Origin of the sequence: Luteibacter sp. (assembly GCF_009912395.1) — a bacterium.
In the GTDB taxonomy this organism is placed as follows: Bacteria; Pseudomonadota; Gammaproteobacteria; order Xanthomonadales; family Rhodanobacteraceae; genus Luteibacter.
This window is the reverse complement of the sequence record NZ_WNDO01000005.1, coordinates 136,963-161,978: the sequence shown is the minus strand read 5'-3', so window position 1 is coordinate 161,978 and position 25,016 is coordinate 136,963. Positions and strand designations below refer to the sequence as shown.

Annotated in this window: 21 protein-coding genes; 8 read left to right on the top strand and 13 right to left on the bottom strand. The window is 62.1% G+C overall.

Annotation, left to right across the window (positions count from 1 at the left end; translation table 11 throughout):
- The first annotated feature begins 18 nt into the window (after positions 1–18).
- The 3 genes from GAK28_RS07390 to GAK28_RS07380 all read left to right on the top strand — a co-directional run bounded on the left by GAK28_RS07390 (position 19) and on the right by GAK28_RS07380 (position 3,525).
- On the top strand, positions 19–1,077 hold the full coding sequence (locus GAK28_RS07390) for a hypothetical protein (protein ID WP_291776677.1): 1,059 nt from the start codon (positions 19–21) through the stop codon (positions 1,075–1,077).
- A 71-nt stretch (positions 1,078–1,148) separates the two neighbouring features.
- The gene (locus GAK28_RS07385) at positions 1,149–2,033 is read left to right on the top strand and encodes a class I SAM-dependent methyltransferase (RefSeq protein ID WP_291776674.1); all 885 of its coding nucleotides are present in this window, start codon (positions 1,149–1,151) and stop codon (positions 2,031–2,033) included.
- A 79-nt stretch (positions 2,034–2,112) separates the two neighbouring features.
- Positions 2,113–3,525 (top strand): mannose-1-phosphate guanylyltransferase/mannose-6-phosphate isomerase, encoded by a 1,413-nt coding sequence (locus tag GAK28_RS07380; protein ID WP_291776672.1) that lies wholly within the window; start codon positions 2,113–2,115, stop codon positions 3,523–3,525.
- A 57-nt stretch (positions 3,526–3,582) separates the two neighbouring features.
- On the opposite strand, the gene GAK28_RS07375 is transcribed toward GAK28_RS07380, so the two are convergent.
- The 8 genes from GAK28_RS07375 to GAK28_RS07340 all read right to left on the bottom strand — a co-directional run bounded on the left by GAK28_RS07375 (position 3,583) and on the right by GAK28_RS07340 (position 15,008).
- The gene (locus tag GAK28_RS07375; protein ID WP_291776670.1) at positions 3,583–4,935 is read right to left on the bottom strand and encodes a phosphomannomutase; all 1,353 of its coding nucleotides are present in this window, start codon (positions 4,933–4,935) and stop codon (positions 3,583–3,585) included.
- 18 nt (positions 4,936–4,953) lie between these two features.
- Positions 4,954–5,871 carry an NAD-dependent epimerase/dehydratase family protein gene (locus GAK28_RS07370; RefSeq protein WP_291776669.1) on the bottom strand — a complete coding sequence of 306 codons (918 nt, stop codon included), beginning with the start codon at positions 5,869–5,871 and terminating at the stop codon, positions 4,954–4,956.
- On the bottom strand, positions 5,855–6,889 hold the full coding sequence (gene gmd / locus GAK28_RS07365; RefSeq protein ID WP_291776667.1) for a GDP-mannose 4,6-dehydratase: 1,035 nt from the start codon (positions 6,887–6,889) through the stop codon (positions 5,855–5,857). Before gmd ends, GAK28_RS07370 begins: the two co-directional genes overlap by 17 nt.
- Before the next feature lie 97 nt (positions 6,890–6,986).
- Positions 6,987–10,202, bottom strand: a complete 3,216-nt coding sequence (locus GAK28_RS07360; RefSeq protein ID WP_291776665.1) for a glycosyltransferase family 1 protein — start codon at positions 10,200–10,202, stop codon at positions 6,987–6,989.
- A gap of 164 nt (positions 10,203–10,366) precedes the next feature.
- Complete coding sequence (locus GAK28_RS07355) at positions 10,367–11,740, bottom strand: FkbM family methyltransferase (RefSeq protein WP_291776663.1); 1,374 nt, start codon at positions 11,738–11,740, stop codon at positions 10,367–10,369.
- A gap of 35 nt (positions 11,741–11,775) precedes the next feature.
- Complete coding sequence (locus GAK28_RS07350; protein WP_291776662.1) at positions 11,776–13,005, bottom strand: ABC transporter ATP-binding protein; 1,230 nt, start codon at positions 13,003–13,005, stop codon at positions 11,776–11,778.
- Positions 13,002–13,796, bottom strand: coding sequence for an ABC transporter permease (locus GAK28_RS07345; protein WP_291776660.1), 795 nt, complete (start codon positions 13,794–13,796; stop codon positions 13,002–13,004). The genes GAK28_RS07350 and GAK28_RS07345 overlap by 4 nt, the downstream gene beginning before the upstream one ends.
- 42 nt (positions 13,797–13,838) lie before the next feature.
- A complete protein-coding gene (locus GAK28_RS07340) occupies positions 13,839–15,008 on the bottom strand; it encodes a PLP-dependent aspartate aminotransferase family protein (protein ID WP_291776658.1) in 1,170 nt (389 codons plus the stop codon).
- Positions 15,009–15,215: 207 nt separating this feature from the next.
- Here GAK28_RS07340 and rfbB point away from each other — a divergent pair, with 207 nt between their 5' ends.
- Genes rfbB through rfbD form a run of 4 tightly spaced genes read left to right on the top strand, consistent with a single transcriptional unit; the run spans position 15,216 to position 18,590 of the window.
- Positions 15,216–16,259, top strand: coding sequence for a dTDP-glucose 4,6-dehydratase (gene rfbB, locus GAK28_RS07335; RefSeq protein ID WP_291776657.1), 1,044 nt, complete (start codon positions 15,216–15,218; stop codon positions 16,257–16,259).
- Positions 16,256–17,143, top strand: coding sequence for a glucose-1-phosphate thymidylyltransferase RfbA (gene rfbA / locus GAK28_RS07330; RefSeq protein WP_291776655.1), 888 nt, complete (start codon positions 16,256–16,258; stop codon positions 17,141–17,143). Before rfbB ends, rfbA begins: the two co-directional genes overlap by 4 nt.
- Complete coding sequence (gene rfbC / locus GAK28_RS07325; protein WP_291776653.1) at positions 17,140–17,697, top strand: dTDP-4-dehydrorhamnose 3,5-epimerase; 558 nt, start codon at positions 17,140–17,142, stop codon at positions 17,695–17,697. Before rfbA ends, rfbC begins: the two co-directional genes overlap by 4 nt.
- Positions 17,694–18,590, top strand: coding sequence for a dTDP-4-dehydrorhamnose reductase (gene rfbD / locus GAK28_RS07320; RefSeq protein ID WP_291776652.1), 897 nt, complete (start codon positions 17,694–17,696; stop codon positions 18,588–18,590). The genes rfbC and rfbD overlap by 4 nt, the downstream gene beginning before the upstream one ends.
- A gap of 20 nt (positions 18,591–18,610) precedes the next feature.
- Here rfbD and glmS read toward each other — a convergent pair whose 3' ends face one another.
- The 5 genes from glmS to GAK28_RS07295 all read right to left on the bottom strand — a co-directional run bounded on the left by glmS (position 18,611) and on the right by GAK28_RS07295 (position 23,806).
- Positions 18,611–20,440, bottom strand: a complete 1,830-nt coding sequence (gene glmS, locus GAK28_RS07315) for a glutamine--fructose-6-phosphate transaminase (isomerizing) (RefSeq protein WP_291776650.1) — start codon at positions 20,438–20,440, stop codon at positions 18,611–18,613.
- A gap of 15 nt (positions 20,441–20,455) precedes the next feature.
- Positions 20,456–21,826, bottom strand: coding sequence for a pyridoxal-phosphate dependent enzyme (locus tag GAK28_RS07310; protein ID WP_291776648.1), 1,371 nt, complete (start codon positions 21,824–21,826; stop codon positions 20,456–20,458).
- A 216-nt stretch (positions 21,827–22,042) separates the two neighbouring features.
- The gene (locus GAK28_RS07305) at positions 22,043–22,390 is read right to left on the bottom strand and encodes a YdcH family protein (protein WP_291776646.1); all 348 of its coding nucleotides are present in this window, start codon (positions 22,388–22,390) and stop codon (positions 22,043–22,045) included.
- A 215-nt stretch (positions 22,391–22,605) separates the two neighbouring features.
- Positions 22,606–23,277 (bottom strand): DUF4398 domain-containing protein, encoded by a 672-nt coding sequence (locus GAK28_RS07300; RefSeq protein ID WP_291776645.1) that lies wholly within the window; start codon positions 23,275–23,277, stop codon positions 22,606–22,608.
- A 1-nt stretch (position 23,278) separates the two neighbouring features.
- Entirely contained in the window at positions 23,279–23,806 is a 528-nt protein-coding gene (locus tag GAK28_RS07295; RefSeq protein WP_291776643.1) for a DUF4398 domain-containing protein, read from the bottom strand.
- A gap of 94 nt (positions 23,807–23,900) precedes the next feature.
- On the opposite strand from GAK28_RS07295, the gene GAK28_RS07290 reads away from it, so the two are divergent.
- Positions 23,901–25,010, top strand: a complete 1,110-nt coding sequence (locus tag GAK28_RS07290) for a PilT/PilU family type 4a pilus ATPase (RefSeq protein ID WP_291776641.1) — start codon at positions 23,901–23,903, stop codon at positions 25,008–25,010.
- Positions 25,011–25,016 lie beyond the last annotated feature (6 nt).

The window sequence follows — 25,016 nt, the reverse complement described above, 5'->3', positions numbered from 1 at the left end:
GCGCTCGGCGCATCGGTCATGCGCAAGTCGCGCCCCGCGCCGATCACCCTGGCATTCGTCGGCGTCTTCGTGGTGACCAATCTTTTCGCCGCGTCCTCGACCACCAACCTGAATTCCGGTGCCACTGTCCACGTAGCACGGTATGCCACCTGGTATATCGGCCTGTTCGTTCCCTTGCTTGCGTTCGCACTCTCCCGATTCCGTCCTGCCTCCAGGATCGTCCGGGGAATTGGCCTGGTGCTACTCATCCTTGCTACGACCGCCACCGCCATGCACTTCAAGCCCAGCCGGCATGAGGTGTACATGAAACCGACGGCGCTCTCCAGGCTAATCCAGGTCCGCGCGCCATACTTCTACGATCCGCCGCCGCAGATCTTCACGGACCGATTCACAGGCGAGCCCCTGTCCTATCATCCGGTTACCTTCGCCGTCATCGGCCCGGATTGCGCAAAGATCCTGGTCGTCCAGTGGCAGCACATGGCCATCACGCCGTCGGTAAACAAGCGCTGCGACTATGATTTGAGCGCGTTGCCTACTCGCGTATTCAATCCGGAGAAATGGCAGGGCCATATCCCAGACGGTCGTCGTTTCGTCTATCTGCACCTGACCACGGCCGAGCGTGAAGCAGCCCGACTGATGATTCGCCCGGGCGTGCATTACAAACTGGACGCCGCCGACTTCAATTCAGCCAACTTCCTCGGCGCAGGCTGGTTCCCCCGAGAAGAGAACGGCACATGGACCGACGGAGCCATGGCGAAATTGGCCGGTCCCGTCCCCCAATGCACCGGACATGGTTTCCGCTTCCACCTGCGATTCATCCCACATGTCACCGACCGGAATCCACAGATGCGGGTATCCATTCGTTCCGGCGCACGTCAGTTGGGCGATATGACGATTGTGAAGCCTGAGGCGTCATTGCTGGAAACGGATGTGCCCTGTGACGCGGTAGCAAACGGCCGTATCGATTTCGATATCGGCATCGAAGGCTACATGTCGCCAAAAGACGCAGGTATCTCCGGCGACGGGCGCGCCATCGGCATCCATGCGAGCGAGTTCTGGATCGACGCTCTGCCATAAGTTAGCCGCAATGGCGGCTCATACTTGCACTTGAGTTATCCGTTCCATTTTCCGTATCGAGGATAAATGCAATGGCCCTACCGCTTGAGTCTATCTTTTCGCATATCGACCGCCCCCTGTCGCTTCCGTCTTCCCAGACGGAAGCGACCCTCAGGACGTATCTCGGAGGCTTCTCACTCGACGGTGCGCCGCGATCTGAGCTGACCAACTACCTGGACGAAGATTTCAGGCGATTCGTTCATACATTGGAATTAGTTCCCGATACACGCGGTCGCCTTCTGGAGATCGGCGCGAATCCCTATTTCACGACGATCCTCCTGAAGAAGTTCCGCAAGCACGAGGTCCATTGCACGAACTACTTCGGCATCGATGGCGGTGGCGGCACCCAAACCTGCAAGCATGTCGATACAGGGGAAACCTTCGCCTTCGATTTCCTCAATGGAAACGTCGATGTCGAAGACATTCCTTTCGAAGGCTCGTTCGATGTCATTCTCTTTTGCGAGGTAATCGAACACCTCGTCTCGGACCCGCTAGGGGCACTCCGGCGCATCAAGGACAAGCTCACGCCGGGGGGAGCCCTGGTGCTGACCACGCCGAACATGAATCGCCTGGAGAACGTGGCCAAGATGCTGGCCGGGCAAAACATGTACGACCCCATCTCCGGCTACGGTGTCTACGGCCGGCACAACAGGGAGTACAATAAGCATGAACTGTTCCTCATGCTGGACCACCTTGGCTTCGACCTTGAGATCCTTTTTTCCTCGGATGTCCATGCGAACCACTCGGATCTCTACTTTCCCGTCGATCGCATTGCACCATTGATCGCCACGATCCCCAACCGGGACTACGATCTCGGGCAATACATCTTCCTACGAGCCAGAAACAACAGGCCGGCAAAGCCCGGCAAGCCACGCTGGCTGTACAGAAGCTATCCTGAGGCCGATCTTGTTGACTGAACAGCAGATTCCGGGCCACGTCCTATGGACTGGTCCCGGGATATAATTGCTGGGTTAATGTCCTCCTGGAGCGGATTTCATGATTGTCCCGGTCATACTCAGCGGCGGTAGCGGTACCCGTCTGTGGCCCATTTCGCGCAAGAACCGCCCAAAACAGTTCCTCGCTCTCGTAGGGGACGACACGCTATTCCAGCAGACGGTCAAACGTACCCGCCAGTTGGACGACGCCGGCACCCCCATCGTGGTCTGCAGCGAAGATCATCGTTTCACGGTGGCCGAACAGATCCAGGAGCTGGGCATCGACGGCGCCGCGATCCTGCTGGAGCCCGCCGCAAGAAACACGGCTCCCGCCATCGCCCTGGCGGCCATGCAGGCGGCTTCGCATGACTCCGAGGCCATCATCCTTGTGCTTCCTGCCGACCACCTCATCGGTGACGAAGGCAGCTTTGTCGACGCTGTCCGTCGTGCCACACCGCTGGCGACCGATGGATGGTTGGTCACCTTCGGTATCCGTCCGGAAGCCCCCGAGACCGGTTTCGGCTACATCAAGCGTGCGGAAGCCGTATCCGCCGACGGATACAAAGTCGCCCAGTTCGTCGAAAAACCCAACGCGGAAACCGCCCAGGCCTACGTCACCAGCGGTGATTTCGATTGGAACTCCGGCATGTTCCTATTCAAGGCGAGCCGGTACCTGGAAGAACTGCAAAAGCACTCGCCCTCGATCCACGATGCGGCACGCAAGGTCTTCACTACGGCGCAGCCGGATCTCGATTTTGTACGCTTCGACAAGGACGCCATGGTGGCCGTCCCCGAAGATTCCATTGACTATGCCGTGATGGAGAAGACCGCTCATGCAGCCGTTGTGCCGGTCAGTTGCCGCTGGAGCGACATTGGCTCATGGTCCGCTCTCTGGGAGGCCTCCGCGAAGGATGACGATGGCAACGCGACGCAAGGTGACGTCATTGCCCACGACACGCGCAACAGCCTGGTACGTTCCCATGATCGCCATCTGATAGCCACGGTGGGACTGGACGATGTGGTTGTCATTACCAGTCCCGACGCCACGCTCGTCGCTTCACGCGACAAAGTGCAGCATGTCAAGAAGATCGTGGACACGTTGAATCGTACGGGGCGTAGCGAACATCTCGCTCATCGGCAGGTCTACCGCCCGTGGGGCAGCTACGATTCCATCGACATGGGAGAGCGCTTCCAGGTCAAGCGTATCGTGGTCAAGCCGGGCTCCGTGCTCAGCCTTCAGATGCACCACCATCGCGCCGAACACTGGATCGTCGTTTCGGGTACGGCCGAAGTCACCTGCGGCGAAAAGGTATTCCTGCTCACCGAAAACCAGAGCACGTACATTCCTCTCGGCGTGACCCATCGCCTGCGCAACGTCGGCAAGGTCCCCCTCGAACTCATTGAAGTACAGTCCGGAAGCTATCTGGGCGAAGACGATATCGTGCGCTTCGAGGATGTTTACGGACGCGCCTGATTTCGGGCATAAAAAAAGGCGGCCCAACGGGCCGCCTTTTTTTCACCTCATCGGGGATCAGGCAGGCTCGCCACCGATGAGTTCCCGCAGTTCGGCGGTACGAGCACGCATGAGCTCCTCATCGCCACGCGCTTCGACATTAAGACGAAGCAATGGTTCGGTATTGGATGAGCGCAGGTTGAAACGCCACGTCCCGAACGACATGCTGACACCGTCGATGTTCTCTTCGGTCTGCGCCTGAGGACGATAGCGCTCGACGACGCGAGCCACTGTCGCCACCGCGTCCTGAACCCGGAAATTGATCTCGCCGCTGCAGGGGTAGGCAGCCATTCGTGCCGCCAGCATGGCTTCCAGCGAGACGCCCGACCTGGCGACTCGCTCCGCGACCAACAGCCAAGGAATCATTCCCGAATCGCAGTAGGCAAAATCGCGGAAGTAATGGTGGGCGCTCATTTCGCCGCCGTATACGGCGTCTTCGGCCCGCATGCGCTCCTTGATGAAGGCATGCCCGGTCTTGCTTTCCACCGCGATGCCACCGGCCGCCGCGACCATGTCCACCGTATTCCAGGTCAGTCGAGGATCGTGGATGACCCGGGCACCCGGATGCTTTTCGAGCAACTGGGCGGCCAGCAGACCGACGATATAGTAGCCCTCGATAAAGCCACCTTTCGCGTCGAAAAGGAAGCAACGATCGAAATCACCATCCCAGGCGATTCCCATGTCCGCTCCCGATGCGATGACCGCCCTTGCGGTCGCGTCGCGATTTTCCGGAAGAAGCGGATTGGGAATACCGTTGGGAAAGGTACCGTCCGGCTCGTGGTTGACCCGAACGAAAGTAAACGGCAGATGTTTCTCCAGCAGATCGACGACTGCACCGGCGCCACCGTTGCCCGCGTTCACGACGATCTTGAGGGGGCGCAGTTGCGTCGGGTCGATATATCCCAGCAAGTGCTCGATATAGGCGGTCTTGTCGTGGTCGATGCGTATCTCGCCTCGCGAGAGCGTCGGCGCCTCGAACGCGTTGTCCTCTACCATACGCTCGATATCGCGCAGACCCGAATCGCCGCTGATCGGCCGGGCGTTCTCGCGAACCAGCTTCATGCCGTTGTAGTCGATCGGATTATGGCTGGCCGTCACCATGATGCCGCCTGCCACGCCGCGATGGGCGGTCTGAAAGTAGACCTCCTCCGTTCCGCACAGGCCGATGTCGATGACGTTGCGCCCCTCGTCGGCGAGGCCCCGAGCGATTTCCGCGGCGAAGGTCGGGCTGTCGATGCGAATATCGTAGCCAACTACCACATCGCCCGCATCCACCGTCCGGGCGAAAGCGCGACCGATGCGATAGGCGATATCGGCATTCAGTTCATCGGGCACGCGACCACGGATGTCGTAGGCCTTGAAACACTTCATGGATCTATCCTTGGCGCGTCAACGCGCGGGCGAAGGGGTCGCGTACATCCACTCCAAGGTGGTACGCAGAGGAATGATGTCGAGAGGACCGATCAGGCCGCGCAGGCGACGATTGTCTCCCGTGAGTCGGGCGACCTCGTTGCCGCGAACGAACGCCGGATTCACCTTGACCTCGATCTCGTAACCCGCGATCTCCTGCATCATCTCGATCACCTGCATCAATGACACAGAGGTGCCCGAGCACAGGTTGACGGCAAGACCGGCGGCATCGGCTCCCAGAAGCCTGGCGTATGCGTCGGCGACGAAACGCACATCCTGAAAATCGCGGGCGACATCGATATTGCCCAACTCGATGACTTTCTCGCGCCGCTGGAAGTGCGAAACGATCTTCGGCAGCAGGAAGTTCTCGGCCTGACCCACACCGGTGTAGTTGAACGGACGAGCCAGCGTGATGGGGAGTCGATCCATCCACAGACGGGCCATGTACTCCATGGCGAGCTTGCTCACCGCGTAATCATTCGCCGGCGACGCCGCGACGGCTTCGTCGAGCAACTCGACGTCGCTGTTTCCGTAGATATTGGCGCTACTGGCCAACAGCACAGCTCGCGGTCGCGAGCCCTGAGCGGCCAATGCTTCCAGCAGATTGCGCGTACCCACGACGTTGGTGCGGTACATCTCTTCCGCGTCGCCGTGCGCGACGAAAGCGATGGCGGCCAGGTGGACGACGGTATCCGGCGCCACCTGGTCGATCGCTTGACGCACCGCCGCGCGATCCAGGAGATCGACGCCAGGCGCGTCGGGATCGCCGGGCCGCGTGGACAGGCCGAACACCTCGTGCCCCGCCGCCCGGAGGGCGGCGGTGACATACTTGCCGGTGAATCCCCGCTGCCCCGTGACCAGCACGCGGCCGGGGGGATGATCAGAACGAAGCGTCACGTTCGTTCCGGCGAAGATCGGCCTCGACCATCATCTGGCAAAGCTGTTCGAGTGAGGTTTCCGGCTTCCAGCCGAGCTTGGCGTGGGCCTTCGCGGGATCGCCGATCAGCAATTCCACTTCCGCGGGGCGATAGAACTTGGCGTTGATACGGACCAGGATCTTACCGGTCTGCTTGCAGGTGCCGGTTTCGTTTTCGTCCTTGCCCTTCCATTCGATTTCGATACCGGTCGCCTTGAAGGCCAGCGTCACGAAGTCGCGAACGGTTTCCGTCCGATTGGTGGCCAGCACGAACGTGTCCGGCTCATCGGCCTGCAGCATGCGCCACATGCCTTCGACGTACTCCTTGGCGAAACCCCAGTCACGCTTGGCGTCCAGATTGCCCAGTTCGAGCACGTCCTGTTTGCCCAGCTTGATCTTGGCTACCGCGTCGGTAATCTTGCGAGTCACGAACTCACGTCCGCGCAGCGGCGATTCGTGATTGAAGAGGATGCCGCTGGAACCGAAGATGCCGTAGGACTCGCGATAGTTCACGGTGATCCAGTGGGCGTAAAGCTTGGCCACGCCGTACGGGCTACGCGGATAGAACGGCGTGTCTTCCTTCTGGGGAACGGCCTGCACCTTGCCAAACATCTCGGACGTCGACGCCTGGTAGAAGCGGATTTTCGGGTTGACGATCCGAATGGCCTCGAGCAGATGCAGGGCCCCCACGCCGGTGATGGCCGCGGTAGTCGCAGGCTGATCGAACGACACGCCGACGAAGCTCTGGGCAGCGAGGTTATAAACCTCGGTGGCTCCCGTCTGTTGCAGCAGACGAATCGCCGAGCCGCCATCGGTCAGGTCGAATTCGACCAGCTCGAGGTTCGGATGGTTCTGGATACCCAGCTCTTCGATACGCCAGAAGTTGACCGAGCTCGTGCGCCGATAGGTACCGTAGACGCGGTAGCCCTTCTCGAGGAGCAGTTCCGCGAGGTAGGCGCCGTCCTGGCCCGAAATTCCGGTGATCAATGCTGTTTTCATCAGTATCCGTCGCTGCAAATAATTGATTTTTCTGAGTCACTATTGTCCATGACGGCTTTAAGCGACTCAAGTCCAGTACGTAGGTAGGTGCCGCCGATCAAGTCGCTGATATTTCAACGCTTTCGAACGTAACGGAGGCGCCTGCGTCCACCATGATCCGGATTCGAAGGTCGCGTACGTCCTCGTGAACCCCGACGGCGACGCGACCGATCAGCCCCTCCCCGGCGGTCAATGCGGCGGAGGCCATTCGCCAGGCTCCGCCATGGGCCTCGACGTCCACCCACGCCGAGCCGCCCCCTTCCCTGCTTCCCATGATGACGATTTCATAGTTGCCGGCGCTCATGGCGAACGTCGGGGTGCCATAGAGCAGCCCTGGCACCTGGCTGGAGGAACGCCGCCCCCTGGCCAAAGAACCGACCGTGGCCTCGGCTCGGTAATCGGAGGCCGCGAAACGACGCACGCTCCCTGGTGACCAGGAGTCGTGCCATTGCCCGCCGACGGCGACGTCTGCCAGTTGGCGGGCGCTTTGTGCCCAGGTCAACCAGGGTAGCCCGGAGGACTGGGGATGGGCGCCCTTGGCGAAAAGCTCCAGCCAACGCTCGATCGCATCCGCCATCGGTGCCGCGTCCGTGCCCGAGAAATAGTGGGCATGCTCGCCCGCTACTTCCTGGAAAACCGGAAGGTCGCGGGCGATGATCGGTCGCCCGTACTGGGCCGCCTCGATCAACGGCAGACCGAACCCTTCGCCCTCCGATGGCGCCAGGAGGGCGGATGCCGTCTGGTACATGGCGATGAGCTGGGAGTCGTCGGCCCGTTCGAGCCAGAAGAGCCGCCTGCCCGCCTCGTCATGCTTGCGCAGTCGGTTGACCAATTCGTCCACCCGCCAGCCAGGCTTGCCGATCAGGACCAGGTTGACCTCGTGCCCACGAGCCCAGAGCGCTTCGAAAGCCTCCACGGTCTGCGCGTGCCCTTTGCGAGGTTCGATGGTTCCCACCATGAGGAAGGTGGGCTTGCCGCCAAGATCGAAAGGCAGCACGCCATCGACATCTTCCTGCGATGCGGTCGGCACGAGGTCCGCACCGAGATGGAACCAGCCGATCCGCAATGGCCGGCCGCGCACGGGCATGGCCTGGGGCAGCCAATGCCGGAACTCCTCAGCGACTGTCCTCGAAATGCAGATGATGCCATCGGATAGCTCCGCGATGGCTTCATACCAAAGGCGAAACGTCGGCAACCCCGCTTGATCGAAGCAATCAGGGCGGAGCAGCGGCAGCAGGTCGTAAACGACGAAATGAATATCGACGCCACGGCTGCGCATCCGCACGTAGGTATCCCTGAGATAGGGCACCAGGTGAGCGGCGAGATCCAGCCCAACGAATACGTCGCCCGGTCTGAACTGGACCGGCGCATCCTCAGGCAACCTGATATCCGGATGGAATCGCTGCACGCAATACGAACGCGCGTAGCGGAACACGCCATCCGGTTGAATGTAGATCGGCTCCACCCGATAACCTTCCGGCGGAGTGGCGAGCAGCTCGGCGACGATATGCCTGACGACGCGCTGGATGCCCGTTTTCGCATCCTCCGTCACCAGGTGGGATATGTCGACATAGAGCGTGCGCAGGTGGCACCGTGGCGCTTCGTTGGCTGCGATCGCCATGGCCAGTCGGGTCACTTCCTCGGGCGACCAGCGCGACACCCCTGGCAACGACACCACGTCGGCGACCAGCGTCCCCGTCGAGCGGGTTACGCCGGACACGGCCAGGGACCATGCGACATCGCCATACCCCAGCACCTCCGAGGGAATATCGACAAACCCTGAGGTATCCGCCGCGGCGAGAACGTCCAAGGCACGATACCCACCCCATCGGTAGAGCATCGACGCCAGAAGAGCCGGCTCAGCGGAAGCCAGGGCCTTGAAGACCTGTGAGACACGATCGGAGGCCAGCACAAGCGTGGCGGGAACGTCTCGGACCATGGCCAGCAGGTCCGCACCGTCCAAGGAGTCTGAAAGATGCACGACGACATCGTCGAAGGCGGCGGCATGGAAGGCGGCCAGCGCGGCGCCACGTACACCATCGGAAGCTCCGGAGGAGCGCGATTTGCAGAACAGCTCGACGCGTCCAGGAACATAGCCCAGCGCCTGAGCGACGCAAGCCGGATCCACCGGTGATTCGGCAAGGAGCGCCACCACCGATGCGCTTCGTGTCGGAAGCTCCTGCTCCGGTGCACGGGATCGATGTCGTATCGCGTCTTCCATGGCGTCCCAGGCTTTTTCCGCCGATGCCTCCCAGGAAAAACGCGTGGCCTGGACGGATGCATGTTCGCGCATGCGCTCCCGGAACGGCTCGTCGGTGAGACCCTGCAGCACCTTCGCCGTGATCGCCGAGATGTCCCTGGGATCGAAAAGAGCTTCCTCGACGCCAATGACTTCCGGAAGACTGGTCGTGGAGGAACCGATGACTACCGCTCCACAGGCCATGGCCTCGAGTGCCGGAAGGCCGAATCCTTCATGGGTGGACGGAAAGACATAGAGCGAACAGGCATTGTAAAGACGCACCAGTTCCGCATCCGACACGAACCCCGTGAACACCAGTTCGTCGGCCGACAGACCCACCGCGTCGCGCACCCTGACCAATTCGTCGAACTCGACCGTATCGATATTGCCTACCATCACGAGCTGATGGCCGGCGCGAACGGCGGACGGAAGTGCGGCATAGGCCTTCACCAACGCCACCAGGTTCTTTCGCGGATCGAAGCCACCCGCATACATGGCAAACGATTTTCCGATGCCGTATTTATGCCCCACGGCGGACGTGGTGACGGGAACCGGCGACTTGCGGAAATCGGATCCTACGGCGGCCGAGATGTTCACCACATCGTCCGGATTGGTGTCCAACATGCGAATCGCTTCTCCGCGCGCCGATTCGGAAATCGCCAGGAGGAGATCGCAGCGACGCAGATGATCGACCTTGCGCATGTACCATGCCGACTGTCCTTCCTTCACGAGATAGGTATCGGGAAGCAATAGCGGTATGAGGTCGAACAGGATCGCGACCTGCAGCGCACCGGAGCGCTCCGCCACCGAGGTGACGACGGAGTCGACAAACCCATCGACCATGCTCGCGGTCAGGACGACGTCCGCCTGAAGCGATTCGAGGAAGGCCTCCCTCAAACGTTCGGCCACCCGCGAGCGTTCGTGGTTCTCCGCATACATCGATGCCGTCGGCGACAGTCCTTCCCAGGCGACGATCCGCTCGGGAGGCACGATCCCCGTGAACATATCGCGGATGTTGCCGACCGATTCCGGCATGGCCCCGTTTACCGCGATCCACAACTCGTGGTCCCGGCTCTGGCGAGCCAGCGCGGTGGTCAGGGAAAGGCAATAACGCCCCACACCCCGGATGCGACCATCCGGGGACTGACATGCCTGCAGATCGACTACAACTCGCATATACCTCCAAGGACGATAAGCACTTACCGACGTTGCCGGTTGATGGCTCGACGCAACATTTTTTCCACGGCGGCGGCTTCTTCCGAAGGCGCCAATGGCACGGCGACCGGGTTCGCCACCGATTGCGGAAACAGGAATATCCGGACACGGCGTCCGATGCGCGAGTCCGGATGGACAAGTACGCGTGCCGCCGATCGCACGACGGGAATATCAAGCGCCTTCCGGGCAGCCGGTCGCAAGGCACGCGCGATCCGCGCCACGGAAGGGCGGGCCACGGACCAGAGGATTCTCACGGCACGGCCGATGACGATCCGCACCCAGCGCATGGGAGCCGTGATGCGCCACGAGGTGCTGGAAATCAGCGACGCGATATGGCGGTCGCGCTCTTCGCAGGCGACCCTCAGCGCTTCCGTCGTCCTGATCAGCTCGTGTTGCCGGCGCAGCAGTTCATCGACCTGCTCATTCTCCGTCGCGGATGAGGACGAAGCGGCACGTCGGTAAGCTTCCGCGCGGCTTTGTTCCGCTTGGCGCAGGCGCGATTCCGTGTCCGCGAGAGAGGCCGCCAGCGCATCGCGTTCCTGGGTGACGGCCACCCGTTCGGCATGCTCGGTCTCTCGCCACTGCCCATGCTGCGCATCGAGGTGATTCAGGTGCTGGGCCAACGACGCGGAAGTACTACGTGCCTCCGCCGCGTCGACGAGGGCGGCCCGGAGTCTTACGTGCGCCTCGTTCAGTCCATCGTGCGCCTGGCCATCCTCGACGCGCACGAAGTCGTCGAAGACATTGGGTGGCAATGCGAAGGACGGAAGCAACTCACGTCGTTCTTCGGCAACGTAGTATCGATTCAGACCGTCGTTGTAGGCGTGAATGTAGCCACGATCCACCAGTAGCGACTCCCACTGCTCATGTACGCTGACCTGGCTGTTGGGCAGGGTCGCTTCCACGACGACGATCCAGGGGCGAACCGTTGCAAGGGAGCAGGATGCCAGCGCGGTGCGCTCCGCACCCTCGCAGTCGACCTTGAGGAAGTGCACCTCGCCGACGCGGTACTCGTCGAAGATGTGGTCGAGAGTCATCGTGGGAACGCTATGGGCGATGACCTCGCGCCCTTCACTTCGATGTCGCTCCGCAAACGCCGGGTCGGTTGTGGACAGGCCGGTGCCCTCGACTTCGAACAGGTCGAGGACACCCTCGGACTCGGCAACCGCCAGGTTGAGGTTGATATCGTGCGGCCGATCGGCGGCGAGCATGTCGAACCAGTGCTTCACCGGTTCGATATTGATGCCTCGCCAACCACGCAGCGAAAAAGCCTTGGTCACGGAATCCTTGACCGGGTGCTGCGCACCCACGTCCACATAGAAACCGTGCTCGACGTGCCCGAGGGCACGTCGAAGCATCACATCTTCGAAATTCTGGGCGTAACTCACGAATGTCATGGGCAGGGCGTCACATCGATATGGGGTGGCAGCCACGCGTTACCCACGAAATGCGGATGGGAGTGATTGGCCACGGTAAAGATCAGGGCCAGATCACGCCATTCGTAATTGTCCACCAGGTGCGTATCGGTACTGACGAGTGCCGTCGAGATCGAGTACGTACCGGGACCGAGGTTCATGGGGAATCGCGCGACATATCGGACCGCCTGCCCGGCCCGCGCGTTTTCAACAACTTGCTTCGTATGGTGCGTATTGGTTCCGAATATGGATTGTCCGAGCCGATCCTTGATCAGATACCCCATGACCAGCCTCGGGATATCCGCATGGAGTCGTACATCGATATGCAATTCGACGGGCTGCCCCACGTCGATGAATTCGATGGGCTCGCCGCTTTCCGAATGGATGCGGATCGACTCCACAACCGCCTCAAGCGTGCCGCTGGTCGTCTGCAACTGCCCGGATTCCAGGCGTTCGACCTTCATCGTGCTGTTTTCGCGCTCGGCGATGAGCGCGTTATAGGCATCCATGACCTCGACCGGATCACCGTCCTTCAAGACACGACCGGACTGCAGGAGAATGGCGCGATCGCACATGTTCTGGATCGCGCCGCTGTCGTGGGACACGATCATCAGACTCGTGCCCTGCTCACGAAATTCCTTGATGCGCTTGAAACATTTATGCTGGAAATAGGCGTCGCCCACCGACAACGCCTCGTCGACGATCAGGATATCGGGACGAAATGCCGTAGCCACACTGAACGCCACGCGCATCTGCATGCCGCTGGAATACGTGCGAACGTACTCGTCGAAGTAATCGCCGATTTCCGCGAACGCCTCGATCTCGGGCATCGCCCGATCGATCTGCTCGCGGGTGAACCCCATGAGTCCGGCGGCGTGGTACACATTCTGACGACCGGTGAGATCCGGGCTGAATCCCATGCCAAGTTCGAGAATGGCCGCGATACGCCCATGCACCGATACCGTGCCCTCGCTGGGCATGAGCGTGCGAGTGATCAGTTTCAGCAGGGTGCTCTTGCCCGCGCCGTTCTGGCCGACGATGCCGATAGCTTCACCGCGGCCCACCGAAAACGAGATGTCCCGGATGACCCAATGCTCTGCCTTCGGTGTTACGTGGGCGCCGAACCAGGAGGCGAAACGCTTTAATTCGCTACCGTAGTCGCGAAAGGCCTTGCCGAGCGACTTAACTTCAAGAACGGCATCGATCATAGAACGTCGACCATCTCAGGAGCGGCCTTGCGGAACATCATGAACGCCAGGGCCAACAGCACCAACGAGCCCAGGGCCGTCCAGCCGAGCGCCACCAGATCGGGCGTGCGGTCGAAGAGCATGACGTCCTGGAAGCCGCCCACGATGTAATACATCGGATTCGCCGCGATGATTTGGCCGAACCCATGAGGGAGGATGCTGGGCATATAGACGATGGGCGTAATCCAGAACCACAGCTGCAGCACCACGGCCATGACTTGGCCGACGTCGCGAACAAATACGTTGATCACGCCCAGCAATAAACCGAGGCCCAGTGAAAAAGCCACGTTAACCGCCACGAGCAGCGGCAGCCACAACAGGCCGGACGACGGAAAATGACCGACCAGGGCGAAAATGGCCACGGTCGCCACGAAGAGCAAAGCGTTGCTGACCAAGGCCGACCCTATGGCGATGAACGGCAAACAGGCACGCGGGAAGAATATCTTCTTCATCAGGTTGCCGTTGTCCACGAACAGGGTGAGCGACCGCTGCACGACTTCGACAAACAACGACCACGCCAGCATGCCCGACATCAGGTAGATGGAATAGGCGTACTGATTGGTGATGCCAGGCAGTTTGGCGCCCATGACGCGGGACAGCACCAGCGAGTAGATCGCTACCTGGGCCAGCGGCTGCAGGACCATCCATGCCGCACCCAACCGGCTCCGGGCAAAGCGTGCCTTGAGGTCGTTCTTCACCGACGACAGGATGAAATGGCGGTATCGCCATACAGAACGCAGCAATTCGTTCATGCCTGTCCTCCCGGCAGGACCATGCCGTCCATAACCGGGAGATCAGCGAGCAAGCGCATGAGTGAGTTCCGTCCTCAAGTCCTCGATATCCTCCACGCCCACCGACAGACGGATCAGCCCGTCGCTGATGCCCAGACGTTTGCGCGTAGCGGGAGGGATCGACGCATGCGTCATGATCCCCGGGTGTTCGATCAGGCTTTCGACACCGCCCAGGGATTCCGCGAGAGCGAAGATCTCGCAGCGCTCGAGCATCTTGCGAGCAGCACGAATGCCGCCCTTCACTTCGGCGGAAATGATGCCGCCAAAACCGTCCATCTGTCGGCGAGCCAGGGCGTGCTGGGGGTGGGACTTCAGGCCCGGGTAGATCACCCGCTCGATGGCCGAGTGCTTCTCGAGCCAGCGCGCGATGTCCAGCGCCGACTCGCAGTGGGCCTTCATGCGCAGGTGCAGGGTCTTCAGGCCGCGCATGGCCAGGAACGAGTCGAACGGGCCGGCGACGGCACCCACGGAATTCTGCAGAAATGCCATGCGCTCGGCCATGTCGGCATTCGCGGCCACGACGATGCCACCGACCATATCGGAATGGCCGTTGAGGTACTTGGTGGCCGAATGCAGCACGAGATCCGCGCCGAATTCGATCGGGCGCTGGAGCATCGGCGAGCAGAAGGTGTTGTCCACCACCAGGATCAGGCCATGCTTCTTCGCAAACGCCGACAGCTTCGCCAGATCCACCAGCTTGAGCATCGGGTTGGTGGGCGTCTCGGCCCAGATCATCCGCGTGTTCGGCTTCAACGCGGCCTTGAGGGCCGCGGTGTCATTCAGATCGACGAAGGAGAAATCCAGCCCTGCCGACTGTCGGCGCACCCGCTCGAACAGCCGATAGGTACCGCCGTAGAGGTCGTCCATGGCGATGACGTGGCTGCCGGTCTCCAGCATGTCCAACACCGTGGCGGCGCCTGCCAGGCCAGAACCGAACGCAAAGCCCGCCACGCCGCCTTCCAGATCGGCGACGCAACGCTCGTAGGCCATGCGCGTCGGATTTTGCGTGCGCGAGTACTCGTACCCCTTGTGCTTGCCGGGACTGGCCTGCACATACGTCGACGTGGCATAAATCGGGGTCATGATGGCCCCCGTCGAAGGATCGGGATGCTGGCCCGCGTGAATGGCTCGGGTACCGAGACCCATGACTCGCGCAGCTTTCTTGGAAGTCATTGATTTACCTTTAATTAGGTCCACCGACCCAAGAAGGATTCGGCGATAAAGCGCCCATATTAGCGCCTTGCGTCATTTCCGGCTCCGGCGACTGAAAATGCTGTTCATAATGCTCTTCCGCACACATGTACGGTGCCCGAGGCTCTTGGCCCATAATGAACGGATCGCCCGCGGCCTCCAGAGGCACCGGGCATGCCAAGGCCCATCATGTCGACATTACTGGTTACCGGCGGAGCCGGATTCATTGGCGGCAACTTCGTCCTTCGGGCGATTGCCGCAGGTCAACGCGTCATCAATCTCGATAAGCTGACCTACGCCGGGAACTTGGCCACCCTGGCGCCCGTGGCCGGACATCGGCAGCACGTCTTCGTGCATGGCGATATCGGTGACCGCGATACCTTGCGCGGCCTGTTCGACAGCCATCGACCCGACGCCGTAGTGAATTTTGCCGCCGAATCCCACGTGGATCGCTCCATCGACGGGCCGGCCGCATTCATACAGACCAACGTCAGCGGCACCCTGGGCCTGCTCGAGGAGGCCCGCGACTACTGGCGCACCCTGGAAGGTAAGGCAGCCACGACGTTTCGCTTCCTGCACGTGTCCACCGACGAAGTCTACGGATCGCTCGGCGCCGAAGGCCGGTTCTCGGAAACCACGCCCTACGCGCCCAACTCGCCCTATTCGGCATCCAAGGCCGCGTCCGACCACCTCGTGCGTGCCTTTCACCATACCTATGGGCTGCCGACGGTCACCACGAACTGCTCGAACAACTACGGCCCTTATCAGTTTCCCGAGAAGCTCATCCCACTCGTGATCCAGAAGGCCCTCGCCGGCGAGGAACTGCCGGTGTATGGCGACGGCCAGAACGTTCGCGACTGGCTGTTCGTCGAGGATCACTGCGAGGCCATCGAGCACGCCCTTGCCAGGGGCATACCCGGCGAGACCTACTGCGTCGGTGGCGACAGCGAACGCAGCAACATCGATGTGGTCCGTACGCTGTGCGCGCTCATCGACGAACGGGTTCCCACGAACACGCCGCGCGAGACCCTGATCCGCTTCGTCCGCGACCGCCCCGGACACGACCGGCGCTACGCCATCGACGCCGGCAAGGCTCGTCGCGAACTGGGTTGGGCACCTCGCCACGACTTCACGGGCGGACTGGCCCGTACCGTCGACTGGTACCTGGACAACCAATCCTGGGTAAACGGCATCCTCGACGGCAGTTACCGACTGGAGCGACTGGGTCAATGAAGCAACGCAAGGGCATCATCCTCGCAGGCGGTTCGGGGACCCGGCTGTATCCCATCACGCAGGGCATCAGCAAGCAGCTTTTGCCCGTCTACGACAAGCCGATGATCTACTACCCGCTGGGCACGCTCATGCTGGCGGGCATCCGGGACATCCTGGTCATCAACACCCCCCATGAGCAGCCGATGTTCCAGCGCCTGCTCGGCGATGGATCGCAGTGGGGCATCCACATCACCTACGCCGTGCAGCCATCGCCCGATGGCCTGGCCCAGGCCTTCATCATCGGCAGGGATTTTCTCGACGGCGCGCCGAGCTGCCTGGTACTGGGTGACAACATCTTTTACGGCGAGGGCCTTACCGAGCGCATGCGCCATGCCGATGCGCGCGCCTTGGGCTCCACTGTCTTCGGCTACTGGGTGCGCGACCCCCAGCGCTACGGTGTAGCCAGCTTCGATGCGAACGGAAAAGTCGTGGACATCGAGGAAAAGCCCGCCGTTCCACGTTCGAACTATGCCGTGACCGGCCTCTACTTCTATGACGGCCACGCGCCGTCCTATGCCGCCGAACTGTCACCCTCAGCACGCGGCGAACTGGAAATCACCGACCTCAACCGACGCTACCTCGGCATGGGGCAATTGCACCTGGAACAGTTGGGTCGTGGCCACGCGTGGCTCGACACGGGCACCCACGAATCGCTCATGGAAGCCGGTAACTTCATCCAGACCATCGAGAACCGTCAGGGCCTGAAGGTCTGCTGTCCCGAGGAAATCGCCTTCGATCATGGCTGGATCGACCGTGAGCAGTTGCTCCGCCTCGCCGCACCGTTGTCCAAGGTCGGCTACGGTCAATACCTCCTGCGCCTTGCCCAAGCATCTTCCTCCACATGAAATTCATACCCACCGATCTGCCCGATATCGTCATCGTCGAACCCACCGTCCACGGTGACGATCGCGGCTATTTCTACGAAAGCTTCCACCAGGCAAAATTCGCTGCGCATGGCATCCACGCAAGCTTCGTTCAGACCAATGTCTCGCGCTCCCGGCGCGGGGTGCTTCGTGGCCTCCACTACCAGTGGCCGAATCCGCAAGGCAAGCTCGTCAGCGTATCCGAAGGCGAGGTCTACGACGTCGCCGTAGACATCAGGGCCGGCTCGCCGACCCTTGGCCGGCATGTCGCCGTGATGCTATCCGCCGCGAACAGGCGTCACCTCTGGATTCCGCCGGGCTATGCACACGGATTCTGCGTCATGTCCGAGATGGCGACCTTTTCCTACCAGTGCACCACCCTCTACGACCATTCGGCAGATGTCGCCATTCGCTGGAATGACGCCACCTTCGCCATCGACTGGCCGGTGTCCGCGCCGGAACTTTCGGCAAAGGATCGGGGCGCCCCGCTCCTTGCGGAACTGCCGCCCGACCGCCTGCCCATCTGGCAACCATGACGATCCTGCTACTCGGCGCCGACGGACAGCTTGGCTGGCATCTGAGGACCGAGCTCGCGTCGCTCGGGCCCCTCCGAGCCGTGACCCGACAGGGACGGGGCGACGATCTCGCATGCGATCTCTCCCTGCCCGGGGAGGTGACCGCCCTGCTCCAGGCACACCGTCCATCGCTCATCGTGAACGCGGCGGCTTATACCGCCGTCGATGCCGCCGAAACGGACGAGGCGACGGCGACGCAGGTGAACGGTGAGCTTCCCGGGCTACTGGGTCGCCTCGCCGCAGGCTGGGGCGGGAGAGTGATCCACTACTCGACCGACTACGTTTTCGATGGCCAATCCCGCAGGCCCTATCGCGAAAGCGATCCGGTGGCTCCCCTCAATGCCTACGGCCGGAGCAAACTGGCCGGCGAGCAGGCCCTCGCTTCCAGTGGTGCGGACCATGTCATCCTGCGGACCGCCTGGGTTTACAGCCTGCGTGGACGCAATTTCCTGACCACCATGTTGCGCCTTGCCGGCGAACGCGATCACTTGCGCGTGGTGGATGACCAGTTCGGATGCCCCACCAGCGCCTCGTTCATCGCACGGGCGACGCGTCGCGTCGCGGAAAACGAAATGCACGGCAAGGCCGACGCCAGTGGCGTTTACCACCTCGTTTGCGGCAACCAAACCACATGGCATGGGTTTGCCAGCGCCATCATGGAAGGAGCCGCACGGAGAAACCTGCTTACCGCGATGCCTCGCGTCGAACGCGTCGCTACGAGCGTCTATCCGACGCCAGCGCGGCGCCCCCCCTATTCGGTGCTCGATTCCCATCGCTTCACGAGCACCTTCGATTTTCAGATGCCCGACTGGCGCGATGAACTCGACCGGGTGCTGGATGCCGCGGAGCGCTGAACGCGCTCCGCGGCCCTCACTTATTCCACCGTCACCGACTTCGCGAGGTTGCGCGGCTGATCGACATCCGTGCCGCGCTGCACGGCAACGTGGTACGCCAGCAACTGAAGCGGGATGGTGAAAACGGCAGGTGCGATGAGGTCGCCACCGCCGTCCACGCGAACCATGGCGACATGCTGCGTGCCATCGTCCATCTCTGCCCGCTCGTCGGCGAACACAATGAGCTCACCGCCGCGCGCACGAACCTCCTGGAGATTCGACTTCAGCTTGTCGAGCAACGGACCATTCGGCGCCACCGCGACGATCGGCATGTTCTCGTCCACCAGCGCCAAGGGGCCATGCTTGAGCTCACCCGCCGGATAGGCCTCGGCATGGATATAGGAGATTTCCTTCAACTTGAGGGAACCTTCCAAGGCCACCGGATACTGCGCGCCACGCCCAAGGAACAGGGCATGCGCCTTGCTGATGAAGTGGTCGGCGATGGCCAGGATCTGCGGTTCGCTCTTCAGGGCGTTCTCGATGTAGCGCGGGAGCGACTGGAGCTCCTGGCAGTGCTCCAGGTACTTCGCATGATCAAGACCACGACGACGACCAAGATCCAGCGCCAGCAGCGCGAAAGCGGCAAGCTGGGTCGTGAAAGCCTTGGTCGACGCCACACCGATTTCCGGACCCGCCCGCGTCATGAGACGAAGGTCGGATTCACGCACCACCGAGGATTCGGGCACGTTGCAGATCGCGAAGGTCGCGAGGTAACCGCGACGACGCGACTCACGCATGGCCGCCAGCGTGTCGGCCGTTTCGCCCGATTGCGATACCGCTACAAATAGCGTGTTTTCCGGGACCACCACCTCGCGATAGCGATATTCGCTGGCCACTTCGACCACGACCGGAATCCGGGCAAGCTCCTCGATCCAGTATTTGGCGACCATGCCTGCGTGATAGCTCGTGCCGCAGGCCACGATATGGATGCCACGAGTCTTGTCCAGGATCGGATCGGCGTCGATACCGAAGATGTTCGGCAGCACGCCATGGGGACCGATGCGCCCTTCCAGCGTGTCCGCAACGGCGCGCGGCTGCTCGAAGATTTCCTTCTGCATGTAGTGGCGATACTCGCCGCGCTCGACGGAGTCGGCGCTGATCTCGCTTTCGTGGGCCGCACGATCGACCGGGGTGCCATGGATATCGAACACCTCGACACCGTTACGGGTGATCTCGACGATGTCGTCTTCTTCCAGGTACATCATCCGGTTGGTCACCTTGATGAGCGCCTGGGCGTCGGAACCGAGGAAGTGCTCGCCGATACCGATGCCGACCAGAAGCGGACAACCGCGCCGCGCACCGACAATGCGCTCGGGCTCGTCAAGGCTCATCACGGCGATGGCATAGGCGCCTTCCAATTCGCGCACGGCGGCGGTCACCGTCTCGCGCAACGACTTGCCGGCCTGGACATGCTCATCGATGACGGCGCCCATCACCTCGGTATCGGTTTCCGAATGGAAGGTGCGTCCCTTGGCCTTCAGCGCGTCGCGCAAGGAAGCGTGGTTTTCGATGATGCCGTTGTGGACGATGGCGATGCGGCCCTGCACATGTGGGTGCGCGTTCGCCTCGCTGGGCACGCCATGGGTCGCCCAGCGGGTGTGGGCGATGCCGGTGCCGCCCGGCACCGGATCGGCGTCGTAGAGCGCTTCCATCTCGCGGACCTTGCCCTTGGCCCGCACGCGACGGATCTCGCCGCCATCGGCGATGGCCATGCCGGCCGAGTCGTAGCCCCGGTACTCCAGGGCCTTGAGACCGGCGATCAGGATGGGCGCGATGTCACGCTGCGCGACGGCGGCGACGATTCCACACATGGCGATGTGTCCTTTTTAGTTGACTTTGCGGCGCAGGTAATTGAGCAGGTCGATACGCGTAATGAGACCCAGGAACTGCTCGCCGTCGACGACGATGGCGACATGCCCCTTCTCGAAGACGGGCAGGAGGGACTCGATGGGCGACGTGACCTGGAGCATTTCCGGCGAGGCGATCATCGCCGTGGACACCGGATCGCGGAACCTCGCCTCGTCGGCGTGCACATGCAGCAGCACGTCGGATTCGTCGAGGATGCCGACGATACGATCGCCCTCCATGACCGGAAGCTGCGACACGTCATAAAGCTTCATGCGGTTATAAGCCGTGACGAGCATGTCATCCGGCTTGATCACGACGGTGTCGCGTTGGGCATAGGGGCGCAGGATGAGATCGCGAAGATCGCCATAACGCTCGCGCTCAAGGAAGCCGTTGTCGAGCATCCAGTAGTCGTTGTACATCTTCGACAAGTACTTGTTGCCCGTATCGCAAACCAGCGTCACCACGCGCTTGGGCGTGGTCTGCTCCTTGCAGTACTTCAGCGCGGCGGCCAGCAGGGTGCCCGTGGACGAGCCACCGAGCACGCCTTCCTTGCCGAGCAACTCGCGCGCAGCCATGAAGCTCTCCTTGTCGGAGATCGCATAGGCCTTCTTCACGAGCGAGAAGTCGCTGATCGACGGCAGGAAGTCCTCGCCGATGCCCTCGACCATCCACGATCCCGACTTCTCGGAAAGGATGCCCTCGTTGATGTACTGGGCGAGGATCGACCCCACCGGATCGGCGAGCACGATTTCCGTGTTGGGCGAATGCTGCTTCAGGTACGCCGTGAGTCCGCTCATGGTGCCGGACGAACCGCAACCCACCACGATCGCATCGACCTTGCCGTCGAGCTGTTCGAGAATCTCCGGACCCGTCGTGAGTACATGGGCCAGGGGGTTGTCCGGGTTGCCGAACTGGTTGATGAAATAGGCACCCGGCGTTTCGCGCGCGATACGCTCGGCCATGTCCTGGTAATACTCCGGATGACCCTTGGCCACGTCGGAACGAGTAAGCACCACTTCGGCACCCATCGCCTTGAGGTTGAAGATCTTCTCGCGACTCATCTTGTCGGGCACGACGAGGATGAGGCGGTAGCCCTTCTGCTGCGCAACCAAGGCGAGGCCCAGACCGGTGTTGCCGGCGGTGCCTTCGACGAGCGTGTCGCCCGGCTTGATCTTTCCGGCGCGCTCTGCGCCCTCGATCATCGACATGCCGATGCGATCCTTCACCGAACCGCCCGGATTGGCGCTTTCCAGTTTCAGGAACAGTTCGCAACAGCCGGTATCCAGGCGCTGGGCGCGCACCATCGGGGTGCGACCGATCAGGTCGAGGATGCTGTCATGAACACTCATGGATACTCCATTGCTTGGTTTGTCGGGGCCCCTTCGACCCCGCGCTCAGGGCGCACATGATAAGCGGTCGCGCGTCCTTGCGATGCCGGGCTTCCGGCCGAAGCGAAAAGCCCTAGCAAAGACCGCGATACCCCCGTCAGGTTCCTGCTGCGCACGCACAATAAAAAGGGCGCGTTTCCGCGCCCTTTCCTCGCATTGCTGTACTGCGGAATACATTCAGTGTCGCGGTGCGCTCCAGGAATCCCACATTCTCTGGAGTTGATTCTTCGCCTGCAGCTTCTCCAGCTTCATCCGCGTCAGTTCCTCGTCGCCGAGGGCTAGACACCCCCGACCTGCGTTATCGAGCTTGTCGTTGAGTTCCTGGTGACGGAAATAGAGACGACGGGTGTCCGGATCCTTGTGGATGAACTTTTCGACGTCGTCACGCTGCTGGTTTTCGAACATAGCCATGCTCCTCGCGGTGGGGCCGGCCCGGACGGGCCGGTCGTGAGGGGAGCCATGCGGGCACGGCTGCGCATCGGATGCAGGTTGGATCGCGATGCGGTGTGCCTGGGTGAACGTCACGCATGCTCCGAAAGACCCGTCACATGTTTTTTCGGTGACGGGGGATCGAAGCTACTCCGCTCATTGAGGGCGCGCAAGAGCGAAATTTCGTAGAGCCTCGCCCAAAAAACAGTTTCTTAAGCAATCACTTACACAACATCAAACAAGTACGCCCCGCGTGCGACCACCTGTCAGGCGGCCGCACGCGGGGCGCATGGGTCCGAAAGAGCCGGCGGTCAGTTGCCGCCGGATTTCTTCGACTTCTTGGGGGTGCTAGTAGCCGGGGTGTTCGCCGGGGCGCCACCGTCGGACGAGTTCAGGTCACGCATCGCGCGGGCGGCGGCCTCGGCCACGGCGGCCTGCTTCTTGGCCGCGTTGGCCACCTTTGCCTGGGCGGCGGCGACCTGGCGGGCCTTTTCGCCCTCGGCCTTGGCCTGGTCCAGCGCCTGCGAGTACTCGACGCCCTGCTGCTGCAGGCGAGCGGCCTCTTCCTGGATCATCTGGTTCTGCATGCGCTGCTGCTCGAGCTGGCGGCGCGCCATCTCGGCATCGAGGCGGCTGGCCTCCAGGAGGATGGCGTCGTGCTCGCGATCGAGCTGGGAGCTCTTCGACTGGGCGTCCTGGAGCTGGGCGGCCGCCTTGGCGATGTCCACGCGGCGCTCCGCGAGGTACAGGTAATGCGGGTGCTGCTTGTCCTTGGGTTTGAACTGGGCCAGCTGGTTGATGGCCTCGCGGGCGCGGGCCTGCTCGGACTGCGCATAGCCGCCCAGGGTCGGGTCGCTGGAGAGCTGGTCGAGGCTGGAATTCAGCCGACGGACGTCGAGGTCGTCGGTGGCGGCGAACGCCGGGGCGGCCGAGAAGGCCAGGGCCAGGGCCAGGGCGGAAAACAGGATGGTCGATCGCTTCATGTCAGCGGCCTCCCTGGTCGTTCAGGGGCTGGGTCTCGCCACCGGCAGCCGGCGGCGGGGCGTTGTTGGTCGCTTCGGGCAGGACCGTCTCGGATTCCTGCACGCTGCTGGGAATCGGCACGGTGTCGTTCGCGTGGTTGTCGATCATCTCGACGCGCATGCGCGAGTTTTCCTTGCTCTTGGACTGGTTCTGGGCCCGGGCGGCGCCCAGGCGGGCCTTGGCGCGGGCAAGTTCGCTGTCCACGCTGGATTCGTCGGCCAACAGGGCCGCATCGTCGTACTTGCGGTTCGCCATGGCCTTCTGGGCCTGGGAGAACTTGCCCTGCGCATAGTCGAGGTCGACCGGCGCGTAATCGGCCGCCCCGGCGTCGCGGGCGGCCTGGAGCTGGGCCAGGGCCTGGTTCATGGTGCCGTTGGGCGGCGGTGTACTGGCGCAACCGGCCAGCGTGGCGAAAGCAAGGCCTAGCGTAGCCGTGGCAAGGAGCCGGCGGCCCCGATACAGGGTGTTCGACGGCAAGATGTGCACCATCACTCGTTCCTCTTACAGATTTGCGAGATATTGTCGATATACAGGGTCTGGAGAGACTTCGTCTCGATTGTAATGCGAACACCCGGGGGTTTAGGTGGACATTGGTTATTTCCTCAAGCTTATGGTGGACAAGGGCGCGTCGGACATGTTCCTGACGACCGGCGCCCCGGTGAACATCAAGGTGGAGGGCAAGCTCTATCCGCTCGGCAATACCGGCTTGCCGGCGGGCATGGTCAAGAAGATCGCCTACTCCCTGATGGACGAAGGCCAGGTGCCCCAGTTCGAGCGGGATCTGGAGCTGAACATGGCCCTGGCCGTGAAGGAAGCCGGGCGTTTCCGCATCAACGTGTTCAAGCAGCGCGGCGAGATCGGCATGGTGATCCGCGCCATCAAGAGCGAGATCCCCTCGCTGGAAGAGCTGCGCCTGCCGTCGATCTTCCGCGAGCTCGTCTTGGAGCCGCGCGGCCTGATCCTGGTCGTGGGCGCCACCGGTTCGGGCAAGTCCACCACCCTGGCGGCGATGATCGACCACCGCAACCAGAACACCTCCGGCCACATCCTCACCATCGAGGACCCGATCGAATACCTGCACCGTCACAAGCGGTCGATCGTGAACCAGCGCGAGGTGGGCCTGGACACCCACAGCTACCACGAGGCGCTGAAGAACGCGATGCGTGAGGCGCCGGACGTCATCATGATCGGCGAGATCCGCGACACGGAGACCATGGAGGCCGCCATCGCCTTCTCCGAGACCGGCCACCTCTGCCTGGCCACCCTGCACTCGAACAACGCCGACCAGACCCTGGAACGCATCCTCAACTTTTTCCCGGAATCGGCACACAAGAACGTGCTGATGAATCTGGCCCTGAACCTGCGCGCGGTGATAAGCCAGCGCCTGGTGATCGGCAAGGATGGCCGTCGCGTGCCCGCGGTGGAAGTGCTGCTCAATACGCCGCTGATCCGCGACATGATCCGCCGCGGCCAGATCCACGAGGTGAAGGACGCCATGGACCGCAGCCTCCAGGAAGGCATGCAGACCTTCGACCAGTCGCTCTACCGCCTCTACAAGGACGGCCAGATCACGCTGGACGAATGCCTGGCCAAGGCCGACTCCCGCGATGGCCTGGCGCTGAAGATCCGCTTGTCCGAAGGCGCCTCGGGCAACGAATTCGCCTCGAGCGACCCCTACGGGATCGGTGTCTGAAGATGC

Excerpts from the sequence above, each read along its gene's own strand:
- rfbB (WP_291776657.1), top strand. The coding sequence starts at position 15,216 with ATGTCGACATTACTGGTTACCGGCGGAGCCGGATTCATTGGCGGCAAC.
- rfbD (WP_291776652.1), top strand. The coding sequence starts at position 17,694 with ATGACGATCCTGCTACTCGGCGCCGACGGACAGCTTGGCTGGCATCTG.
- gmd (WP_291776667.1), bottom strand. The coding sequence starts at position 6,889 with ATGAAAACAGCATTGATCACCGGAATTTCGGGCCAGGACGGCGCCTAC.
- GAK28_RS07295 (WP_291776643.1), bottom strand. The coding sequence starts at position 23,806 with ATGGTGCACATCTTGCCGTCGAACACCCTGTATCGGGGCCGCCGGCTC.
- GAK28_RS07340 (WP_291776658.1), bottom strand. The coding sequence starts at position 15,008 with ATGACTTCCAAGAAAGCTGCGCGAGTCATGGGTCTCGGTACCCGAGCC.
- glmS (WP_291776650.1), bottom strand. The coding sequence starts at position 20,440 with ATGTGTGGAATCGTCGCCGCCGTCGCGCAGCGTGACATCGCGCCCATC.
- GAK28_RS07375 (WP_291776670.1), bottom strand. The coding sequence starts at position 4,935 with ATGAAGTGTTTCAAGGCCTACGACATCCGTGGTCGCGTGCCCGATGAA.
- GAK28_RS07390 (WP_291776677.1), top strand. The coding sequence starts at position 19 with ATGCGCAAGTCGCGCCCCGCGCCGATCACCCTGGCATTCGTCGGCGTC.
- GAK28_RS07310 (WP_291776648.1), bottom strand. The coding sequence starts at position 21,826 with ATGAGTGTTCATGACAGCATCCTCGACCTGATCGGTCGCACCCCGATG.
- GAK28_RS07345 (WP_291776660.1), bottom strand. The coding sequence starts at position 13,796 with ATGAACGAATTGCTGCGTTCTGTATGGCGATACCGCCATTTCATCCTG.
- GAK28_RS07360 (WP_291776665.1), bottom strand. The coding sequence starts at position 10,202 with ATGCCGGAATCGGTCGGCAACATCCGCGATATGTTCACGGGGATCGTG.
- GAK28_RS07350 (WP_291776662.1), bottom strand. The coding sequence starts at position 13,005 with ATGATCGATGCCGTTCTTGAAGTTAAGTCGCTCGGCAAGGCCTTTCGC.
- GAK28_RS07385 (WP_291776674.1), top strand. The coding sequence starts at position 1,149 with ATGGCCCTACCGCTTGAGTCTATCTTTTCGCATATCGACCGCCCCCTG.
- GAK28_RS07300 (WP_291776645.1), bottom strand. The coding sequence starts at position 23,277 with ATGAAGCGATCGACCATCCTGTTTTCCGCCCTGGCCCTGGCCCTGGCC.
- GAK28_RS07355 (WP_291776663.1), bottom strand. The coding sequence starts at position 11,740 with ATGCTTCGACGTGCCCTCGGGCACGTCGAGCACGGTTTCTATGTGGAC.
- rfbC (WP_291776653.1), top strand. The coding sequence starts at position 17,140 with ATGAAATTCATACCCACCGATCTGCCCGATATCGTCATCGTCGAACCC.
- GAK28_RS07380 (WP_291776672.1), top strand. The coding sequence starts at position 2,113 with ATGATTGTCCCGGTCATACTCAGCGGCGGTAGCGGTACCCGTCTGTGG.
- rfbA (WP_291776655.1), top strand. The coding sequence starts at position 16,256 with ATGAAGCAACGCAAGGGCATCATCCTCGCAGGCGGTTCGGGGACCCGG.